This window comes from Nocardioides aquiterrae (assembly GCF_039526625.1).
In the GTDB taxonomy this organism is placed as follows: Bacteria; Actinomycetota; Actinomycetes; order Propionibacteriales; family Nocardioidaceae; genus Nocardioides; species Nocardioides aquiterrae.
Genome location: NZ_BAAAJE010000023.1, coordinates 98603 through 115363 on the forward strand (window position 1 = coordinate 98603; position 16761 = coordinate 115363).

The window sequence follows — 16761 nt, forward strand, 5'->3', positions numbered from 1 at the left end:
CGGCAGCGTAGGTCAGTCGGCGACGACGAGCACCGCGGTCGGCTCGACCTCGACGCGCACCCGGTCGCCCACCGAGAGCCGGTCGGCGGCGATGCTCGGCAGCTGGGCGACCACGACGATCCCGTCGGCCAGGGTCAGGCTCACCCGGGAGACCGGGCCCAGGTAGGACACCGCGGCCACGGTCGCCGGGCCGGCGGGATCGGCGGCGACGGTGATCGACTCCGGCCGGACCAGCGCCACGCCGGCACCCCCGGCGGAGCCGGGCAGCACCGGCACGGACGTGCCGAGCACGTCGGCGCGGCCGTCCACGACCCGGGTCGGGATCCGGTTGCTGAGCCCCACGAACTCCCCCACGAACGGCGTCGCCGGCGACTCGTACAGCTCCGCCGGCGGCGCGATCTGCTCGAGGCGCCCGGCGTTCATCACGCCGACCCGGTCGGCGACGGCGAGCGCCTCCTCCTGGTCGTGGGTCACGAAGAGGGTCGTGGTGCCGACCTCGATCTGGATCCGGCGGATCTCGTCACGCAGCTGCACCCGCACCTTGGCGTCGAGCGCCGAGAGCGGCTCGTCGAGGAGCAGCACCGCCGGCTCGATCGCGAGTGCCCGGGCCAGCGCCACCCGCTGCTGCTGGCCGCCGGAGAGCTGGGTCGCGTACCGGTCGCGCTGCGTGGACAGGCCGACGAGCTCGAGCATCTCCTCGGCCCGCTGCCGGCGCTGGGCCCGCGGCCGGCCACGGAGCTTGAGGCCGAAGCCGACGTTCTCCAGCACGGTGAGGTGCGGGAAGAGGGAGTAGGCCTGGAAGACCATGCCCATGTCGCGCTTGTTGGCGGGTACGCCGGTGATGTCGGTGCCGCCGACCAGCACCCGGCCGTCGTCGGGCACCTCGAGGCCGGCGAGCAGGCGCAGCGCGGTGGTCTTGCCGCAGCCGGACGGGCCCAGCAGCGCGACCAGCTCGCCCGGCGCCAGCCGCAGGTCCAGTCCGTCGAGGGCGCGGACGCTGCCGTAGGTGCGGGACAGGCCGACCAGGTCCACGGCGACGCCGGCGGTCGATCGCTCCATCTACTTGCTCCTCGGGACGTGACGGCGGCGGTCCAGCAGCGACAGGACCAGCAGCAGGACGAAGGCGAGCACGATCGACCCGAGGGCCGCGGCCATCGAGGTCGGCGCATCGCTCTTGCCGAGCAGCACGATCGCCACCGGCAGGGTCTGGTAGTTCAGCAGCGAGGCGAAGGTGTACTCCCCCAGCACCAGCGCGATCGCGACGAACGCCGCGCTCAGGATGCCGGGCCAGATGTTCGGCACGATCACCCGCGTGATCACCGTGAGCCACCCGGCGCCCAGCGACCGGGCGGCCTCCGCCAGCGTGCGTGCGTCGATGCCGGACAGCGAGGCGTCGATCGACCGGTAGGCGTAGGGCAGCACGAGCACGACGTACGCGAACGCCAGCGTCAGCGGGGTGTCGCCGAAGAAGTAGTCGACCCACGCGTAGACGTTCTTGACGCCGACGACGATCACCAGCGCCGGGATCGTGAGCGGGAGCAGGCAGAGGAACTCGACCAGCCGGGTGGCGCGCGGGACCCGCAGCCGCACCCAGACCATCGTCGGCACCAGGAGCACCACCATCCCGACGACGGTGAGCACGGCGAGCGTGAGCGAGGTCCGGATCGCGTCGCTCATCGTCGGGTCCTCGACCAGCGCGCGCCACGCGGCGCCGGTGCGCTCACCGGTGAACACGTCCTTGGTGCTGAAGTTCAGCAGCGACGCCAGCGGCACGAGGAAGAACGCCGCGAACACGAGCAGCAGCCCGGTACGGACCAGCCGGCCGGTCACGGCAGCCACCTCGAGGTACGCCGCAGCAGCCATGCGTAGAGGCCCATCACGACCGCGACCACGGCGACCATCTCGAGCGCGAGCGCGTAGGCGAGGTGCTGCTGGCCGAGCACGACCTCGCTGGTGAGCGCGGAGCGGATCAGCAGCGGGAGGATCAGCGCGCCCTGGCTGATCAGGGCGGCGGCGGTCGCGTACGCCGCGAACGCGTTCGCGAACAGCAGCAGCAGCGAGGCGAGGAACGCCGGGCGGAGGATCGGGAAGCCGACGCGCAGCCAGTACTGCGTCCTCGTCGCGCCCAGGTTGACCGCCGCCTCGCGCCACTGCGGGCGCAGCCCCTCCAGCGCCGGGAGGAACACGATCACCATCAGCGGGATCTGGAAGTACGTGTAGACCAGGATCAGGCCGGGGATGTCGTAGAGCCAGGTCGACCCGTTCTCGGAGAAGCCGGGCAGGCCGGCGAAGGCGTTGGTCAGCAGCCCACCGAACCCGATCGAGGCCATCCACGCGAACGCGAGCGTGACGCCGCCGAACTGGGCGAGCACGCCGCAGATCGCCGAGACGGTCCGCCGGAGGAAGTTCGTCGGCGGCAGGTCCACGATCAGGTAGGCGAGCACCGCACCGAGCACCGCACCGACGACCGCCGAGACGACGGAGACCTCCAGGCTGCGCCACAGGGCCCGGACGACCGTGTCGTCACCGAGCGTGCGGACCACGTCGAGGGTGAACCGGCCGTCCTCGTCCTGCAACGCCCCGACGGCGACGGTCACCGTCGGGACGACCAGGAAGATCGTGACGTAGACGAGGAACGGCAGCAGCCCGACGGCCGGCCCGACGCCCGAGCGCCGGACCGTCCGCACGAGGCGGGAGGACGTGCTCAGCCGACGGCCTTCGCCCAGTTGTCCGCCAGGTAGGCGGCCATCTTCTCGGTCTGGTCGTTGGTCGGGATGACCGGCGTGCCGTTGACCGGCGGGAGCGCGTCGTACTTGGCCTTGTCGATCGTGCCGGCCTTGACCATCGCGTCGGCGCGGACCGGGCGGGCGCCGCCGGCGAGCCAGAGGTTCTGGCCCTCGTCGCTGTAGAGGAACTCCTCCCAGAGGCGGGCGGCGGCGGGGTGCGGCGCGTCCTTGTTGATCGCCTGGAAGTAGTAGCCCGCGACCACGGCGTTGTCGGGCACGACGACCTTCCAGCTCGGCAGCTTGGCCGACTCGGCGGCGTTCAGGTAGTCCCAGTCGATGACGACCGGGGTCTGGCCGGACTCGATGGTCGCCGAGGTCGGGTCGACCGGCAGGAAGTTGCCGGCGTCCTTGAGCCGCTTGAAGAAGTCCACGCCGGGCGCGATGTCGTCGGCGGAGCCGCCGTTCGCGATCGAGGCCATCACCACGCCGCTGAACGCGGCGCCGGCCTGGGTCGGGTCGCCGTTGAGCGCGACCTTGCCCTTGAAGTCGGCGCCGAGCAGGTCGTCGAGCGAGGTGACGTCGGGGACCTTGGACGAGTCGTAGCCGATCGACATGTAGCCGCCGTAGTCGTTGACCCAGGTGCCGCTCGGGTCCTTGAACTCCGCCGGGATCTCGTCGAAGGTCTGCACCTGGTACGGCGCGAACATGTCGGTGTTGGCGAGCGCGACCGACTGCCCGAGGTCGAAGACGTCCGGGGCCCGGTCCTTGCCCTGGAGCTGCTTGGCCTGGTTGATCTCGTCCTGGCTGGCGCCGTCGGGCAGCGCGGAGTTGATCGTGATGCCGTACTTCTCCTCGAACGCCTTGATGATGTTGCCGTAGTTGGCCCAGTCGGGCGGGAGGGCGATGACGTTCAGCTCGCCCTCGTCCTGGGCGGCCTTGACCAGGGCGTCCATGCCGCCCAGGTCGTCGGCCGACGTCGCGCTGCTGGCGTCGGCCCCGCCACCGCCGCCGTCGCTGCCACCGCCGTCGGACGGCGGGGCACACGCGGCCAGCGCGCTGGTGGTCGCCAGGGCGACCAGAGTCACGAACCAAGTCCTGAGCTTCACGAGACCTCCTGTGTCAGTGCCCGTAGCCGGGCCTCGCGCACCCTGGCGGGTGTGGCTGAACGGGACGTTACTCCCGGATGGACCTCCCGGAGTGCAGGAACGAAGACACGGCTACTCTGACCCTCCGTGGCGAGCGATCCCGAGTTCCTGTACTCCGACCTCCTGCCGACCGGCCGGGACGACACTCCGTACCGGCTGATCACCACCGAGGGCGTCTCGACGTTCGAGGCGGACGGGCAGACCTTCCTCCGCGTGTCGCCCGAGGCGATCCAGCGGCTCACGGCCGAGGCGATGCACGACATCGCGCACTACCTGCGGCCCGCCCACCTCGCCCAGCTGCGGCGGATCATCGATGACCCGGAGGCCTCCGGGAACGACCGGTTCGTCGCGCTCGACCTGCTCAAGAACGTCAACATCTCCGCCGGCGGCGTGCTGCCGATGTGCCAGGACACCGGCACCGCGATCGTGATGGGAAAGAAGACCGAGGGCGTGCTCACCCGCGCCGACGACGGCGAGGCGATCTCGCGCGGCGTGTACGACGCCTACACGAACCTCAACCTGCGCTACTCCCAGCTGGCGCCGCTGACGACGTACGAGGAGAAGAACACCGGCACCAACCTGCCGGCGCAGATCGAGATCTACTCCACGCCGTCGCACGGCACCCCCGAGTACAAGTTCCTCTTCATGGCCAAGGGCGGCGGCTCGGCGAACAAGTCGTTCCTGTTCCAGGAGACGAAGGCGATCCTGAACCCGCAGCGGCTCCTGCAGTTCCTCGACGAGAAGATCCGCTCGCTCGGCACGGCCGCGTGCCCGCCGTACCACCTGGCGGTCGTCATCGGCGGCACGTCGGCGGAGTTCGCGCTGAAGACCGCCAAGTACGCCTCCGCGCACTACCTCGACAACCTGCCGACGTCGGGGTCGATGTCGGCGCACGGCTTCCGCGACGTGGAGCTGGAGCAGCAGGTCTTCGAGCTGACGCAGTCGTTCGGGATCGGCGCGCAGTTCGGCGGCAAGTACTTCTGCCACGACGTGCGGGTCGTGCGGCTGCCCCGGCACGGGGCGTCCTGCCCGGTCGCGATCGCGGTGTCCTGCTCGGCGGACCGGCAGGCGCTCGGCAAGATCACCCCCGAGGGCGTCTTCCTCGAGCAGCTCGAGACGGACCCGGCGCAGTACATGCCCGACGCCGGCGTCGCGGAGGACATCGCGGGCGGCGAGGTCGTCGCGGTCGACCTGAACCGGCCGATGTCGGAGATCCTCGCGCAGCTCTCGCAGTACCCCGTGAAGACCCGGCTCTCGCTCACCGGCCCGCTGGTCGTCGCGCGCGACATCGCGCACGCCAAGATCAAGGAGCGGCTGGACGCCGGCGAGGAGATGCCGGCGTACCTGCGCGACCACCCGGTCTACTACGCCGGCCCGGCGAAGACGCCGGAGGGCATGGCCTCGGGCTCCTTCGGGCCGACCACCGCGGGCCGGATGGACTCGTACGTCGAGCAGTTCCAGGCGGCCGGCGGCTCGATGGTGATGCTCGCCAAGGGCAACCGCTCGAAGCAGGTCACCGAGGCGTGCGCCGCCCACGGCGGCTTCTACCTGGGATCCATCGGCGGCCCCGCCGCCCGGCTCGCCCAGGACTGCATCCGGAGCCAGGAGGTCATCGAGTACCCCGAGCTCGGCATGGAGGCGGTCTGGAAGATCGAGGTCGAGGACTTCCCGGCGTTCATCGTCGTCGACGACAAGGGCAACGACTTCTTCACCGACCCGTCCGGGACGGTCACCGTCCCCGTGACGGGCATCCGGGTGCGGTCCGCGGAGTAGCCGGGCCGGCCCGCCGCGGGCGCGGGCTCAGCCGGTCGTCTCGACGTCGTCCTTGTCGGGGTAGCGGTCCTGCCGCGGCGCGTTGGTCGGGGCGTCCGGGCCGGTGGGACCGTCGTCGACCTTCCCGCTCTCGCCCTCCGGCTGCCCGGAGACCGCGTCGCCGTCGGAGACCTGGTCGCCGGGGTCCGCCTTCAGCCCACTGACCTCGGAGACCTGGCCCTCGTCCTGCTTCTCGTCTGCCATGGCGACCCCGTACCCGGAACCCGGCGGTCGACTCGCACGTTCGACGAGATGAGCGACGAGAGGACACCGACATGCAGTGCCCCACCGACGGGACGACCCTCGTGATGAGCGAGCGGAGCGGCATCGAGATCGACTACTGCCCGACCTGCCGCGGCGTGTGGCTGGACCGCGGCGAGCTGGACAAGATCATCGAGCGCTCGCTCGGGCAGCCCGCACCGCCGGCTCCCCAGCCCACCGCGTACCAGCCCCAGCAGGGCTACTACCGCAAGAAGCGCAAGGAGAGCTGGCTCAGCGAGCTGTTCGACTGAGCCGACCAGGCGTCGGGTAACACTGGCCCCGTGGACTACGTCGAGATCGCCCGCGCCGAGACCGCACGCGGCGAGCTGGTGCTGAGGGAACGCCGCGACGAGGGCGCGCCGACGGTGCTGGAGCTGCGGGCGAACGGCGTCTTCGTGATGGACAACCTCGAGACCAGCACCGAGCAGGCGCTGGCCGAGTCGGCACTGGCCCAGGTGGCCGACCCGAAGGCGGTCGTGGTCGGCGGCCTGGGGCTCGGGTTCACCATGCACGCCGTGCTGGCCGACCACCGGGTCGAGAAGTGCGCGGTCGTCGAGATCGAGCAGGCGCTGGTCGACTGGATGCGCGACGGCACCGTCCCCCACGGCCCGGCGCTGCTGGCCGACGAGCGGGTGCGCGTCGTCGTCGCGGACGTCGCGGTCGCGCTCGCGGAGGCGCCGCGCTCGTCGTACGACCTGATCCTGCTCGACGTCGACAACGGTCCGGGCTACCTGGTGCACGAGGTCAACGCGGCGCTGTACGAGGAGCCGTTCCTGCGCAGCGCGCGCGACGTGCTGCGGCCCGGCGGGGCCCTGGCGATCTGGTCGGCCGCCGAGGCGCCGGGCCTGGTCGACCTGCTGGACCGGGTGTTCGACAGCGCCGAGGGCTACGCGCACGACGTGCTCCTGCAGGACCGCGCCGAGAAGTACTGGCTCTACGTCGCGCGGGTAACGTCCGAGGCATGACCTCCGGAGACGACTACCGCATCGAGCGCGACAGCATGGGCGAGGTCCGGGTGCCCGCCGACGCCGTGTGGCGGGCGCAGACCCAGCGGGCGGTGGAGAACTTCCCGATCAGCGGCACCCCGATCGAGCCGGCGCTGATCCACGCGATCGGCCGGGTGAAGGCCGCGGCGGCGACCGTGAACGGCGAGCTCGGGATCCTCGACGCCGCGCAGGCCGGCGCGATCGTGGCGGCCGCGACCGAGGTGGTGGAGGGCCGGCACGACGCCGAGTTCCCGATCGACGTCTTCCAGACCGGCTCGGGCACCAGCTCCAACATGAACGCCAACGAGGTGATCGCCACCCTCGCCCAGCGGGCCGGCCACGAGGTGCACCCCAACGACCACGTGAACGCGAGCCAGTCCAGCAACGACACCTTCCCGACCGCGATCCACGTCGCCTCGACGCTCGCGGTCGTCGGCGACCTGCTGCCCGCGCTGGACGTGCTCGCGACCTCCCTGGAGGCCAAGGCCGAGGAGTTCGCCGGGCTGGTGAAGTCCGGCCGCACGCACCTGATGGACGCGACGCCGGTGATGCTCGGCCAGGAGTTCAGCGGCTACGCCGCGACCGTCCGGTACGCCGCCGAGCGGCTCGAGTCGGTGCTCCCCCGGGTGCGCGAGCTGCCCCTGGGCGGCACGGCGGTGGGCACCGGGATCAACACCCCGGAGGGGTTCGCGGAGCGGGTGATCGCCGTACTCTCCGAGTCGACGGGGCAGCCGTTCACCGAGGCGCGCAACCACTTCGAGGCGCAGGGCACCCGCGACTCGCTGGTGGAGCTGAGCGGGGTGCTGCGCACCTACGCGGTCGGGCTCGCCAAGATCTGCAACGACCTGCGCTGGATGTCGTCGGGCCCGACCACCGGGCTCGCGGAGATCCACCTGCCCGACCTCCAGCCGGGGTCGAGCATCATGCCGGGCAAGGTCAACCCGGTGCTCCCGGAGGCCACGCTGATGGTCTGCTTCCAGGTGATCGGCAACGACGCCGCGGTGACCGCCGCCGGCGCCAGCGGGGCGTTCGAGCTCAACGTCGCGATGCCGGTGATGGCGCGCAACGTCCTGGAGTCCGTGCGGCTGCTGGCGGCCTCCTCGCGGGTGCTGGCGGCCCGGTGCGTGGACGGGATCACCGCGGACGCCGACCGGATGCGCCAGTACGCCGAGTCCTCGCCGTCGGTCGTCACGCCGCTGAACAAGTACATCGGCTACGAGGCCGCGGCCAAGGTCGCCAAGCAGGCGCTGGCCGACGGCGCCACCATCCGCGAGACCGTGATCCGGCTGGGCTACGTCGAGCGCGGCGAGCTCACCGCGGCGCAGCTGGACGAGGCGCTCGACGTGGAGTCGATGACGCACCCGTAGGGGCCGGTGGCGGTGACGGTTTCCCCGGTCAACCGGGGAAACCTGTACTTGTCGGCCGAAACTTCGGCCGACAAGTACAGGCATTCGCCGACAGGTTCGCCGACAGGTTCGCCTCAGTACCAGCCGTACGACTCGGAGTGGCCCCACGCGCCGCAGGGGCTGCCGTAGCGGTCGCGGATGTAGCCGAGGCCCCACTCGATCTGGGTGGCCGGGTTGGTGGCCCAGTCGGCGCCGGCGGAGGCCATCTTGGAGCCGGGCAGCGACTGCGGGATGCCGTACGCACCCGAGGAGGCGTTCTCGGCCGACGGGTTCCAGTTGCTCTCGCGGGTCCACAGCGAGTCGAGGCAGCCGAACTGGTCGGAGGAGAAGCCGAACTGCGGCATCAGCACGCGGGCGATGTCGCGCGGGTCGCCGTCGGACAGCTCGACGCGCTCGGTGACGGCCGGGCCGCCCTGCACCGACAGCGCGGCCTCCTTGGCCGGGTCGGCGGCGTCGCGGCGGTCACCGGACCGGGACACGACCGGTGCGCGGTCGACCTCGTGCGCCGAGCCGCCCAGGACGGGCGACGACACCTGGGTGCCCAGGTCGTCGGCAGCGCTGGAGACGACGGCGGGGGCGCTCAGCACTCCGCCGGCCACGGACGCGCCGGTGGCCGCGACGGCGACGGAGGAGAGCACGACCGTGTTGCGGAGGGCCTTCTTCGGTGCCTGGGCGAGGGTCCGCTCGGGGGCGTGCCGGTGCTTCGGAACGTACTTGGTGCGTTTCGACAAGGGCTCGACGATCGGGTAGGCGACTCGGGCGTTCCGTGACTCATCGGTGCGGCGGTCCCGAGGCCTGAGCCCAGAAGGTCACGAAAAGATCACGGGCCACCCTGCCTGACGAGGGAGGTGGTTGCAAACCGAACGGCCGGATCCCGGCCTGTGGATTCGCGCACGGCCACCTCCCCCGCCACAACAGTCACAGGGGCCCCAGGGGTGTGCTCAGAGCGTGACGTTCTCCAGCATCTCCGTGACCAGCGCCGCAATCGGCGAGCGCTCGGACCGGGTGAGCGTGACGTGCGCGAACAGCGGGTGCCCCTTGAGCTTCTCGATCACGGCGACCACCCCGTCGTGCCGCCCGACGCGGAGGTTGTCGCGCTGGGCGACGTCGTGGGTGAGCACGACCTTGGAGTTCGCGCCGATCCGCGACAGCACGGTCAGCAGCACGTTGCGCTCCAGCGACTGGGCCTCGTCGACGATCACGAACGCGTCGTGCAGGGACCGGCCCCGGATGTGGGTCAGCGGCAGCACCTCGAGCATCCCGCGGTCGAGGATCTCGTCGATGACGTCCTTGGAGGTCATCGCTCCGAGGGTGTCGAACACCGCCTGCGCCCAGGGCGACATCTTCTCGGACTCCGAGCCCGGTAGGTAGCCGAGCTCCTGGCCGCCCACGGCGAACAGCGGGCGGAACACCACGACCTTCTGGTGCTGGCGGCGTTCGAGCACCGCCTCCAGCCCGGCGCAGAGCGCCATCGCGGACTTGCCGGTCCCGGCCCGGCCGCCGAGCGACACGATGCCGACATCGGGGTCCAGCAGCATCTCCAGCGCGATCCGCTGCTCGGCCGAGCGGCCGTGGATGCCGAACGCCTCGCGGTCACCGCGCACCAGGTGCACCTGCTTGTCGGGGCCGACCCGGCCCAGCGCCGTACCGCGGTCCGAGAGCAGCACCAGGCCGGTGTGGCAGGGCAGGTCGCGGGCCGCCTCGAGGTCGACCACGCCGTCGTCGTACAGCTCGTCGAGGTCGGCGGCGGCGACCTCGAGCTCGGCCATGCCGGAGTAGCCGGTGTCGGAGTCGCTGATCGCCTCGGCGCGGTACTCCTGCGCGTCCAAGCCGACCGCGGACGCCTTGATCCGCAGCGGCAGGTCCTTGGAGACCAGCGTGACGTCCGCGCCCTCGTTGGCGAGGTTGCAGGCGACGGCGAGGATGCGGGTGTCGTTGTCGCCGAGCCGGAACCCGGAGGGCAGCGCCGCGGGGTCGGTGTGGTTGAGCTCGACGCGCACCGTGCCGCCGAGGTCGCCGACCGGGACCGGCTCGTCGAGGCGGCCGTGGGTGATCCGCAGCTCGTCCAGCATCCGCAACGCCGTGCGTGCGAAGAAGCCCAGCTCGGGGTGGTGCCGCTTGCCCTCCAGCTCGGTGATCACCACGACCGGCAGCACGACCTCGTGCTCCTCGAACCGCCGGATCGCGCCGGGGTCGGCGAGCAGGACGCTGGTGTCGAGGACGTAGGTGCGCACGGACGGCGCGGATTTCGCGCGGGTCTTCGTGGGGGCGGAGCGCTGGGTCTTCGGAGCCTGGTTCGGCACGGTGACACCCCTTCGCAGGCCAGCGCGAGCACTCTGCGCCCCGGCCGTGGTTTCAAGCAGACGGACCGGTGCGGGCCCGAGCGCCGGAGTGCCGGCTCCCGGTCGCGCGGCAGCGAGGCTGCCGTGCTGTGCAGTCGCGATCTCTCACGAACGGGCCTCCCGATACGGCGAGCTTCCCCACCCGCCGATAGTCGGAAAGTACGCCGCTCCCCCGGCGGTTCCGGGGCGACACGCCAGAACGCGGGGTGAACGGTGGGGGCGCCGCGCGCGCCCTCCAGCCGGCGCCTGGCAGCCAGAACCCGCACGACACGCCGATGCGCGCCGGCGTGTCGTGCGGGTTTCGGCTGTCAGCAGCCGAAGCCCGCGGCTACGCCCCGAACCGCCGCTCCCGCTGCGCGTACGCGCGGATCGCGCGGAGGAAGTCCACGCGGCGGAAGTCGGGCCAGTAGGCCTCGCAGAAGTAGAACTCCGACTTCGCGCTCTGCCAGAGCAGGAAGCCGCCCAGCCGCTGCTCGCCGGAGGTGCGGATGACGAGGTCGGGGTCGGGCTGGCCCTTGGTGTAGAGGTGCTCGGCGATGTGCTCGACGTCGATCATGCTGGCGAGCTCCTCCATCGAGGTGCCCTCCGCCGCGGCCTCGGTCAGCAGCGACCGGACGGCGTCGGCGATCTCGCGCCGCCCGCCGTACCCGACCGCGACGTTGACGAGCATCCCGTCGACGTCGCGGGTGGCCTCCTCGGCGGCCTTGAGCCGCTCGGCGACGGCGGCGGGCAGCAGGTCGAGCGCGCCCACCGGGTGGATCCGCCACTTCTGCTGGTCGGCCAGCGACGCGACCGCCTCGGAGATGATGTCGAGCAGCGGCGCCAGCTCGCGCTCGGGGCGATTGAGGTTGTCGGTCGACAGCAGCCACAGGGTGACCACCTCGATGCCGACCTCGTCGCACCACCCGAGCAGCGGCTCGATGTTCGCGGCGCCGGCCTGGTGGCCGTGGGCGGTGTCGCGGCCGACGGCCTTGGCCCAGCGGCGGTTGCCGTCCAGCATCACCCCGACGTGCTTCGGGATGGGGTCGGGCATCCGGCGCAGCATCCGTGCCTCGTACGCCGGGTAGAGCACCCGCCGGAGCCCGCGCTTCCAGTCCGCCACGCTGGCGATCGTACCGGCGCGACGTTGATCACAGGTCGACTCGACGTGCACCACCTGCGGGGTTGTCGTGCCCTACCCCGGGTAGGTTCGACGACATGAACCAGGCCATGCGCGCGGGCCTCGAGTCCCTGCACGACGCCGTCGCCGACCTCACGGCCGAGATCAAGCCGAAGCTCCGCGGCTGGCTGCACCTGGGTACGGCGCCGCTCACCCTGGCCGCCGGGATCGTGCTGATCGCGCTGTCGCCGACCACCGCCACCCGCATCGGGTCGGCGGTGTTCACCGCGTCCGCGCTGGTGCTGTTCACGGTGTCGGCGATCTACCACACGGGCACCTGGTCGCCGCGGGTGTGGGCGTTCCTGCGCCGGTTCGACCACTCCAACATCTTCCTGCTGATCGCGGGGTCCTACACGCCGTTCAGCATCCTGCTGCTCGAGGGCACCCAGCAGGTGGTGCTGCTCGCGACCGTCTGGGGCGGCGCGATCCTCGGCGTCGGCTTCCGGGTCTTCTGGACCGACGCGCCACGCTGGCTCTACGTCCCGATCTACATCGCGCTGGGCTGGGCCGCGGTCTTCTTCATGCCGAGCTTCTTCGACGGCGCCACCCGCCTCGGCCTCGGCATCGGCATCGCGACGTTCACGATGATCATCGTCGGCGGCGCGCTCTACACGTTCGGCGGCGTCGTCTACGGCTTCAAGCGCCCCAACCCGTGGCCGCGCTGGTTCGGCTTCCACGAGGTGTTCCACACCTTCACGATCCTCGCGTTCGTCGCGCACTACGTCGGCGTCTCGATGGCGACGTACGCCCTGCGCTGAGGGGTACGCCGGGCCGCGGCCTGCCGCGACAGCACCGCGACCGCCGTACCGGCGAGCGCGAAGACGGCCGCCAGGAACGCCCAGCCGGGGAGCCCGTGGTCGACCGCGGTCGCGGTCACCAGCGCCGGGGCCACCATGCCCGCCACCGCGTAGCCGGTCTGCGTCAGGCCCTGGTAGGCGCCGGCGCTCGCGGGGTCGGCGAGCTCGAAGGCGAGGCCCCAGCCGCCGGCCTCGCACCAGATCTCCGCCCAGGTGCCGAGCAGCTCGGCGGCCACCAGCAGCGCGACGGCGGCGACCGCGCCCACGCTGCCGGCCGCGGCGTACAGCAGGCACCCGGCCGCGAGCAGCAGGCTCCCCCGCCGGACCGTGCGGCCGGCGACGGCGATGTCGTGGGTCCCGCGCGCCGCTCGCACCTGGAAGAGCGCGACCACGACCGTGTTGAGCACCAGCAGCACCGAGATGACGACCGCCGGAGCCTCGGTGCGCGTGACGATCCAGAGCGGGACGCCGACGCTGGTCATCGAGAACTGCATCGCGATCACCGAGTTCAGCGCGACCGAGCTGACGTAGGTGCGGTCGCGCAGCGGCGACGGCCCGCGCACCCGGTCGGGGTCGAGGTGGACGTCCATCACGGTCGCGAAGCCGGTGACCCGACGGAGCCCGAGGAGCGGGGCCGTCGACGCCCCGAGCAGCACCGCGACCACGACCATCGTCGTGCGGTACGCCGCGGCGGTGTCGACGAGGAGGGCGAGCGCGGCCAGCACCGTGCCCAGGCCGATGAAGACGTTCGTGACGACCCGCAGCCGGGCGCGCACCTCGACCCGGTCGGCGCCGGTGAACCACCGCGCCTGGAGCGCCGCCTTGGCCGACCCCTGGAGGCTCCGGCTGCCGACCGCCACGCACGCGACGAGGGTGAAGGCGAGCGCCGACCCGGCGAACACGTAGGCGAGCATCGCCAGGCCCTGGACGGCGTTCGCCGCCAGCTGCAGCCGGTCGGCGCCGACCCGGTCCGAGGCGTACCCGCCGAGGAACGACGCCAGCACGCCGACCGCCCCGGCGACGGTGAGGCCGAGCCCGACGGTCGTCGGCGCGAGCCCGATGACGCGGGTGAAGTACAACGCGCTGACGCTGTAGAACAGCCCCGTCGCCAGGGAGGCGGAGGCGGTCGTCAGCGTCAGGGCGCGGTGCACGGGCTCGGCGGGGAGGATCACGGGAGAGTTCTCCCACGGCCCGGTGAGGCGCCACCAACGATGTAGCGTCCTGCTTCATGGTCGGGCTGATCGAGTACGAGCTGGCCGGCGCCGACCTCGGCGACGTGCGGTTCGCCCTCTCGCCGATGAACGAGCTCGCGCTGTCGCTGCGCACCTGGCGCGAGCCCGGCCGCTACCCGCTGATGCTGCCGTGGCTGAACCGCACCGAGGACGCGCGCTCGGGGCTCGACCGCGAGCTGCTCCTGGCCCTGACCAACGAGAGCCTCTGGACGCCGGACTTCCTCACGCCCCGACCGCGCTCGCCGCTGACCCGGTTCCACGACGAGCTGGAGGTGGTCGCGGCGACGCCGCTCGACGTGGTGCGCGACGACATCGACGAGGTCCACCCCGGCCGCCGGCCGGCGGTGCTGACCGGGCGGCGCGACCGACTGCTGCAGCGGATCGTCACCGCGCTGGCGGCGTACTGGGACGCCTGCTTCGAGCCGTGGTGGCCGCGGATGCGGACCGTGCTGGAGGCCGACATCGTCTTCCGCGGCCGCACCATCGCCCGCGAGGGGCTGGCCGCGATGTTCGCCGACCTGTCGCCGCGGATCCAGCTCGTCGACGACGTGGTGCGGGTGGAGATGACGTCCAAGGTCGGCTTCCGCCGGTCGACCTCCGGCGAGGGGCTGACCCTGGCCCCGTCGCTGTTCACCCGCAACGTGACCGCGCCGATCTCGGCGGACGAGGCGCCGCTGATCCTGTACGGCGCGCGCGGGGTCGGCACGCTCTGGGAGGCGGAGCCGCTCGGCGAGCGGGACGCGCTGGCCGACCTGCTCGGCGGCGTCCGGTCGCGCCTGCTGGCGCTGCTGGAGTCACCCGCCTCGTCGACCGAGCTCGCGGTCCGGCTCGGCGTCACGACCAGCGCCGTCAACCAGCACCTGCGGGCGCTGCGCGACGGCGGGCTGCTGACGTCGGCCCGGCACGGGCGGTCGGTGCTCTACCTGCGCTCGGACCTGGGCGACCGGCTGCTCACCGCAGCGCGGCGCTGAGCTCGTCGGCGGTCGTGACCGGCCGCTCGCAGACGAAGCCCCGGCAGACGTAGGCGGCCGCCCGCCCGTCGACCGGCTCGCGGCCGACCAGCAGCGGCACCTCGTCGGTGGGCTCGTCGGCGACCACGACGACCGCGTTCGGGTCGCGGCGGGCGACGGCCTCGAGGGCGTCGCGCTCCTCGCCGGGCTCGCCCACGATCGCCACCTCGACCGGGCCGTCGAGCATCGACTGCGCGGCCGCCAGCGACCAGCCGGCGAACCGGGGCGCCTTCTCCGCGATCTGCGCCACGGTCGCCAGCGCCCGCCCGGCGGCCTCGCGGTAGCGGCCCTCGCCGGTGATCGCGGCGTACGCCGCCAGCGCGTGCACCATCGAGGAGAGCCCGGAGGGGTAGGCGTTGTCGGAGGGGTCGCGTGGCCGGGCGACCAGGGCCTCGGCGTCGTCCGCGGTGTCGAAGAAGCCGCCGTCGTCGGCGCCGAAGTGCGCGAGCGCGACGTCGAGGATCGCGCCCGCCCGGGTGAGCCAGTCGACGTCGCCGGTCGCCTGGAACAGGTCGACGAACGCGGCCGCCACGCAGCCATGGTCCTCGAGCACGCCCGCCGGGGTCCCGACGACGCCGTCGCGGGAGACGCGGCGCAGCCGGCCGTCGACGACGTGCACCCGCCACAGCAGGTCGGCCGCGCGCTCGGCGGCCTCGACGTACCCGGCCCGGCACAGGCCGCTGATCGCCAGCCCGTTCCACGAGGCGACGACCTTGTCGTCGCGGGCGGGCCGCTCCCGGCGCGCGCGGGCCTCCAGCAGCCGGAGGCGTACGTCGTCCCAGCGCTCCGGGTCGTCGGGGTCCCGGAGCAGCTGCAGCGTGGACGTCCCGCGCTCGAAGGTGCCGGCGTCGGTCACGGACAGCAGCTCGGCGGCCCACGCGCCGTCCTCGGGGCCGAGGACCTCGGCGAGCTGCGCCGGGGTCCAGACGTAGAAGGTGCCCTCCTCGCCCTCGGAGTCGGCGTCCAGCGCGGAGGCGAAGCCGCCCTCGTCGGTGCGCAGCTCGGCGAGCAGGAAGTCGGCGATCCCCCGGGCGACCCGGTCGCCCAGCGGCGTGCCCCAGCCGGCGTACACGCGCAGCAGCAGCGCGTTGTCGTAGAGCATCTTCTCGAAGTGCGGCACCACCCAGTCGTTGTCGACGGAGTAGCGGGCGAACCCGCCGGCGAGCTGGTCGTGGATGCCACCGCGGGCCATGGCCTCCAGCGTCGCGCCGAGCATCTCGCGCTCGCCGTGCCGGAGCAGGAACTCCAGCACCATCGACGGCGGGAACTTCGGCGCTCCCCCGAACCCGGCCGACCGCGGGTCGAACTCCGTCGCCAGCGTCGCGACCGAGGCGTCGACGTCGATCGTCCCTGCGATGAGCGCGTTCGCCTGGTTGAGGTGGTCCCGCAGCGTCGCGCCGATCCGGGCGACCTCGTCGGCGCGGTTGACCCAGGCGTCGCTCAGCGCCTCCAGCACCTGGCGGAACGACGGCTGCCCGTGCCGCGGCGCCTCCGGGAAGTAGGTGCCGGCGAAGAACGGGTTGCCGTCGTGGTCGAGCACCACGGTCATCGGCCAGCCGCCGTGCCCGGTCATCGACGTGGTCGCCTGCATGTAGACCGCGTCCACGTCGGGCCGCTCCTCGCGGTCGACCTTGATCGACACGAAGTGCTCGTTGAGGTACGCCGCGGTCGCCTCGTCCTCGAACGACTCGTGCGCCATCACGTGGCACCAGTGGCAGGCGGCGTACCCCACGCTGAGGAGCACGGGGACGTTGCGCTGCCGGGCCTCGGCGAACGGCTCGCCGCCCCACTCCCACCAGTGCACCGGGTTGTCGGCGTGCTGGAGGAGGTACGGCGAGGTCGCGTCCTTCAGGCGGTTCGGCATTCCCCCAGCATGGCTCAGCCG

16 protein-coding genes are annotated in these 16761 nt (G+C 72.3%); 6 read left to right on the top strand and 10 right to left on the bottom strand.

Annotation, left to right across the window (positions count from 1 at the left end; genetic code table 11):
• Positions 1–12 precede the first annotated feature (12 nt).
• The 4 genes from ABD086_RS19640 to ABD086_RS19655 are packed head-to-tail and all read right to left on the bottom strand — an operon-like array spanning position 13 to position 3832.
• A complete protein-coding gene (locus ABD086_RS19640; RefSeq protein WP_343909345.1) occupies positions 13–1059 on the bottom strand; it encodes an ABC transporter ATP-binding protein in 1047 nt (348 codons plus the stop codon).
• Entirely contained in the window at positions 1060–1863 is an 804-nt protein-coding gene (locus ABD086_RS19645; protein ID WP_343909347.1) for an ABC transporter permease, read from the bottom strand.
• Positions 1827–2687: an ABC transporter permease gene (locus tag ABD086_RS19650; protein ID WP_343909349.1), complete on the bottom strand. Its 861-nt coding sequence runs from the start codon at positions 2685–2687 to the stop codon at positions 1827–1829. The genes ABD086_RS19645 and ABD086_RS19650 overlap by 37 nt, the downstream gene beginning before the upstream one ends.
• 17 nt (positions 2688–2704) lie before the next feature.
• Positions 2705–3832, bottom strand: a complete 1128-nt coding sequence (locus tag ABD086_RS19655; protein ID WP_343909351.1) for an ABC transporter substrate-binding protein — start codon at positions 3830–3832, stop codon at positions 2705–2707.
• A 126-nt stretch (positions 3833–3958) separates the two neighbouring features.
• Here ABD086_RS19655 and ABD086_RS19660 point away from each other — a divergent pair, with 126 nt between their 5' ends.
• On the top strand, positions 3959–5644 hold the full coding sequence (locus ABD086_RS19660) for a fumarate hydratase (RefSeq protein ID WP_343909353.1): 1686 nt from the start codon (positions 3959–3961) through the stop codon (positions 5642–5644).
• 27 nt (positions 5645–5671) lie between these two features.
• On the opposite strand, the gene ABD086_RS19665 is transcribed toward ABD086_RS19660, so the two are convergent.
• Positions 5672–5887, bottom strand: a complete 216-nt coding sequence (locus tag ABD086_RS19665; RefSeq protein WP_343909354.1) for a hypothetical protein — start codon at positions 5885–5887, stop codon at positions 5672–5674.
• A 71-nt stretch (positions 5888–5958) separates the two neighbouring features.
• Here ABD086_RS19665 and ABD086_RS19670 point away from each other — a divergent pair, with 71 nt between their 5' ends.
• The 3 genes from ABD086_RS19670 to ABD086_RS19680 are packed head-to-tail and all read left to right on the top strand — an operon-like array spanning position 5959 to position 8297.
• Positions 5959–6195, top strand: a complete 237-nt coding sequence (locus ABD086_RS19670) for a TFIIB-type zinc ribbon-containing protein (RefSeq protein ID WP_343909355.1) — start codon at positions 5959–5961, stop codon at positions 6193–6195.
• A gap of 30 nt (positions 6196–6225) precedes the next feature.
• Entirely contained in the window at positions 6226–6909 is a 684-nt protein-coding gene (locus ABD086_RS19675; RefSeq protein ID WP_343909357.1) for a spermine/spermidine synthase domain-containing protein, read from the top strand.
• Complete coding sequence (locus ABD086_RS19680; RefSeq protein WP_343909359.1) at positions 6906–8297, top strand: class II fumarate hydratase; 1392 nt, start codon at positions 6906–6908, stop codon at positions 8295–8297. The genes ABD086_RS19675 and ABD086_RS19680 overlap by 4 nt, the downstream gene beginning before the upstream one ends.
• Positions 8298–8410: 113 nt before the next feature.
• On the opposite strand, the gene ABD086_RS19685 is transcribed toward ABD086_RS19680, so the two are convergent.
• From ABD086_RS19685 to ABD086_RS19695, 3 genes are all read right to left on the bottom strand, one after another.
• Positions 8411–9067: an aggregation-promoting factor C-terminal-like domain-containing protein gene (locus ABD086_RS19685; protein WP_343909361.1), complete on the bottom strand. Its 657-nt coding sequence runs from the start codon at positions 9065–9067 to the stop codon at positions 8411–8413.
• A gap of 210 nt (positions 9068–9277) precedes the next feature.
• Positions 9278–10639, bottom strand: a complete 1362-nt coding sequence (phoH2, locus tag ABD086_RS19690; RefSeq protein ID WP_425571663.1) for an RNA 5'-3' helicase PhoH2 — start codon at positions 10637–10639, stop codon at positions 9278–9280.
• A gap of 367 nt (positions 10640–11006) precedes the next feature.
• Positions 11007–11780, bottom strand: coding sequence for an isoprenyl transferase (locus ABD086_RS19695; protein ID WP_343909363.1), 774 nt, complete (start codon positions 11778–11780; stop codon positions 11007–11009).
• Positions 11781–11875: 95 nt separating this feature from the next.
• Between ABD086_RS19695 and trhA the strand changes: the two genes are divergently transcribed.
• Entirely contained in the window at positions 11876–12595 is a 720-nt protein-coding gene (gene trhA, locus ABD086_RS19700) for a PAQR family membrane homeostasis protein TrhA (RefSeq protein WP_343909364.1), read from the top strand.
• Here trhA and ABD086_RS19705 read toward each other — a convergent pair.
• Positions 12556–13806, bottom strand: a complete 1251-nt coding sequence (locus tag ABD086_RS19705) for an MFS transporter (RefSeq protein WP_343909366.1) — start codon at positions 13804–13806, stop codon at positions 12556–12558. The genes trhA and ABD086_RS19705 overlap by 40 nt on opposite strands.
• A 56-nt stretch (positions 13807–13862) precedes the next feature.
• On the opposite strand from ABD086_RS19705, the gene ABD086_RS19710 reads away from it, so the two are divergent.
• The gene (locus ABD086_RS19710; protein ID WP_343909368.1) at positions 13863–14837 is read left to right on the top strand and encodes an ArsR/SmtB family transcription factor; all 975 of its coding nucleotides are present in this window, start codon (positions 13863–13865) and stop codon (positions 14835–14837) included.
• On the opposite strand, the gene ABD086_RS19715 is transcribed toward ABD086_RS19710, so the two are convergent.
• Positions 14818–16740 carry a thioredoxin domain-containing protein gene (locus ABD086_RS19715; protein WP_343909370.1) on the bottom strand — a complete coding sequence of 641 codons (1923 nt, stop codon included), beginning with the start codon at positions 16738–16740 and terminating at the stop codon, positions 14818–14820. The two genes, ABD086_RS19710 and ABD086_RS19715, sit on opposite strands and share 20 nt — an antisense overlap.
• Positions 16741–16761 lie beyond the last annotated feature (21 nt).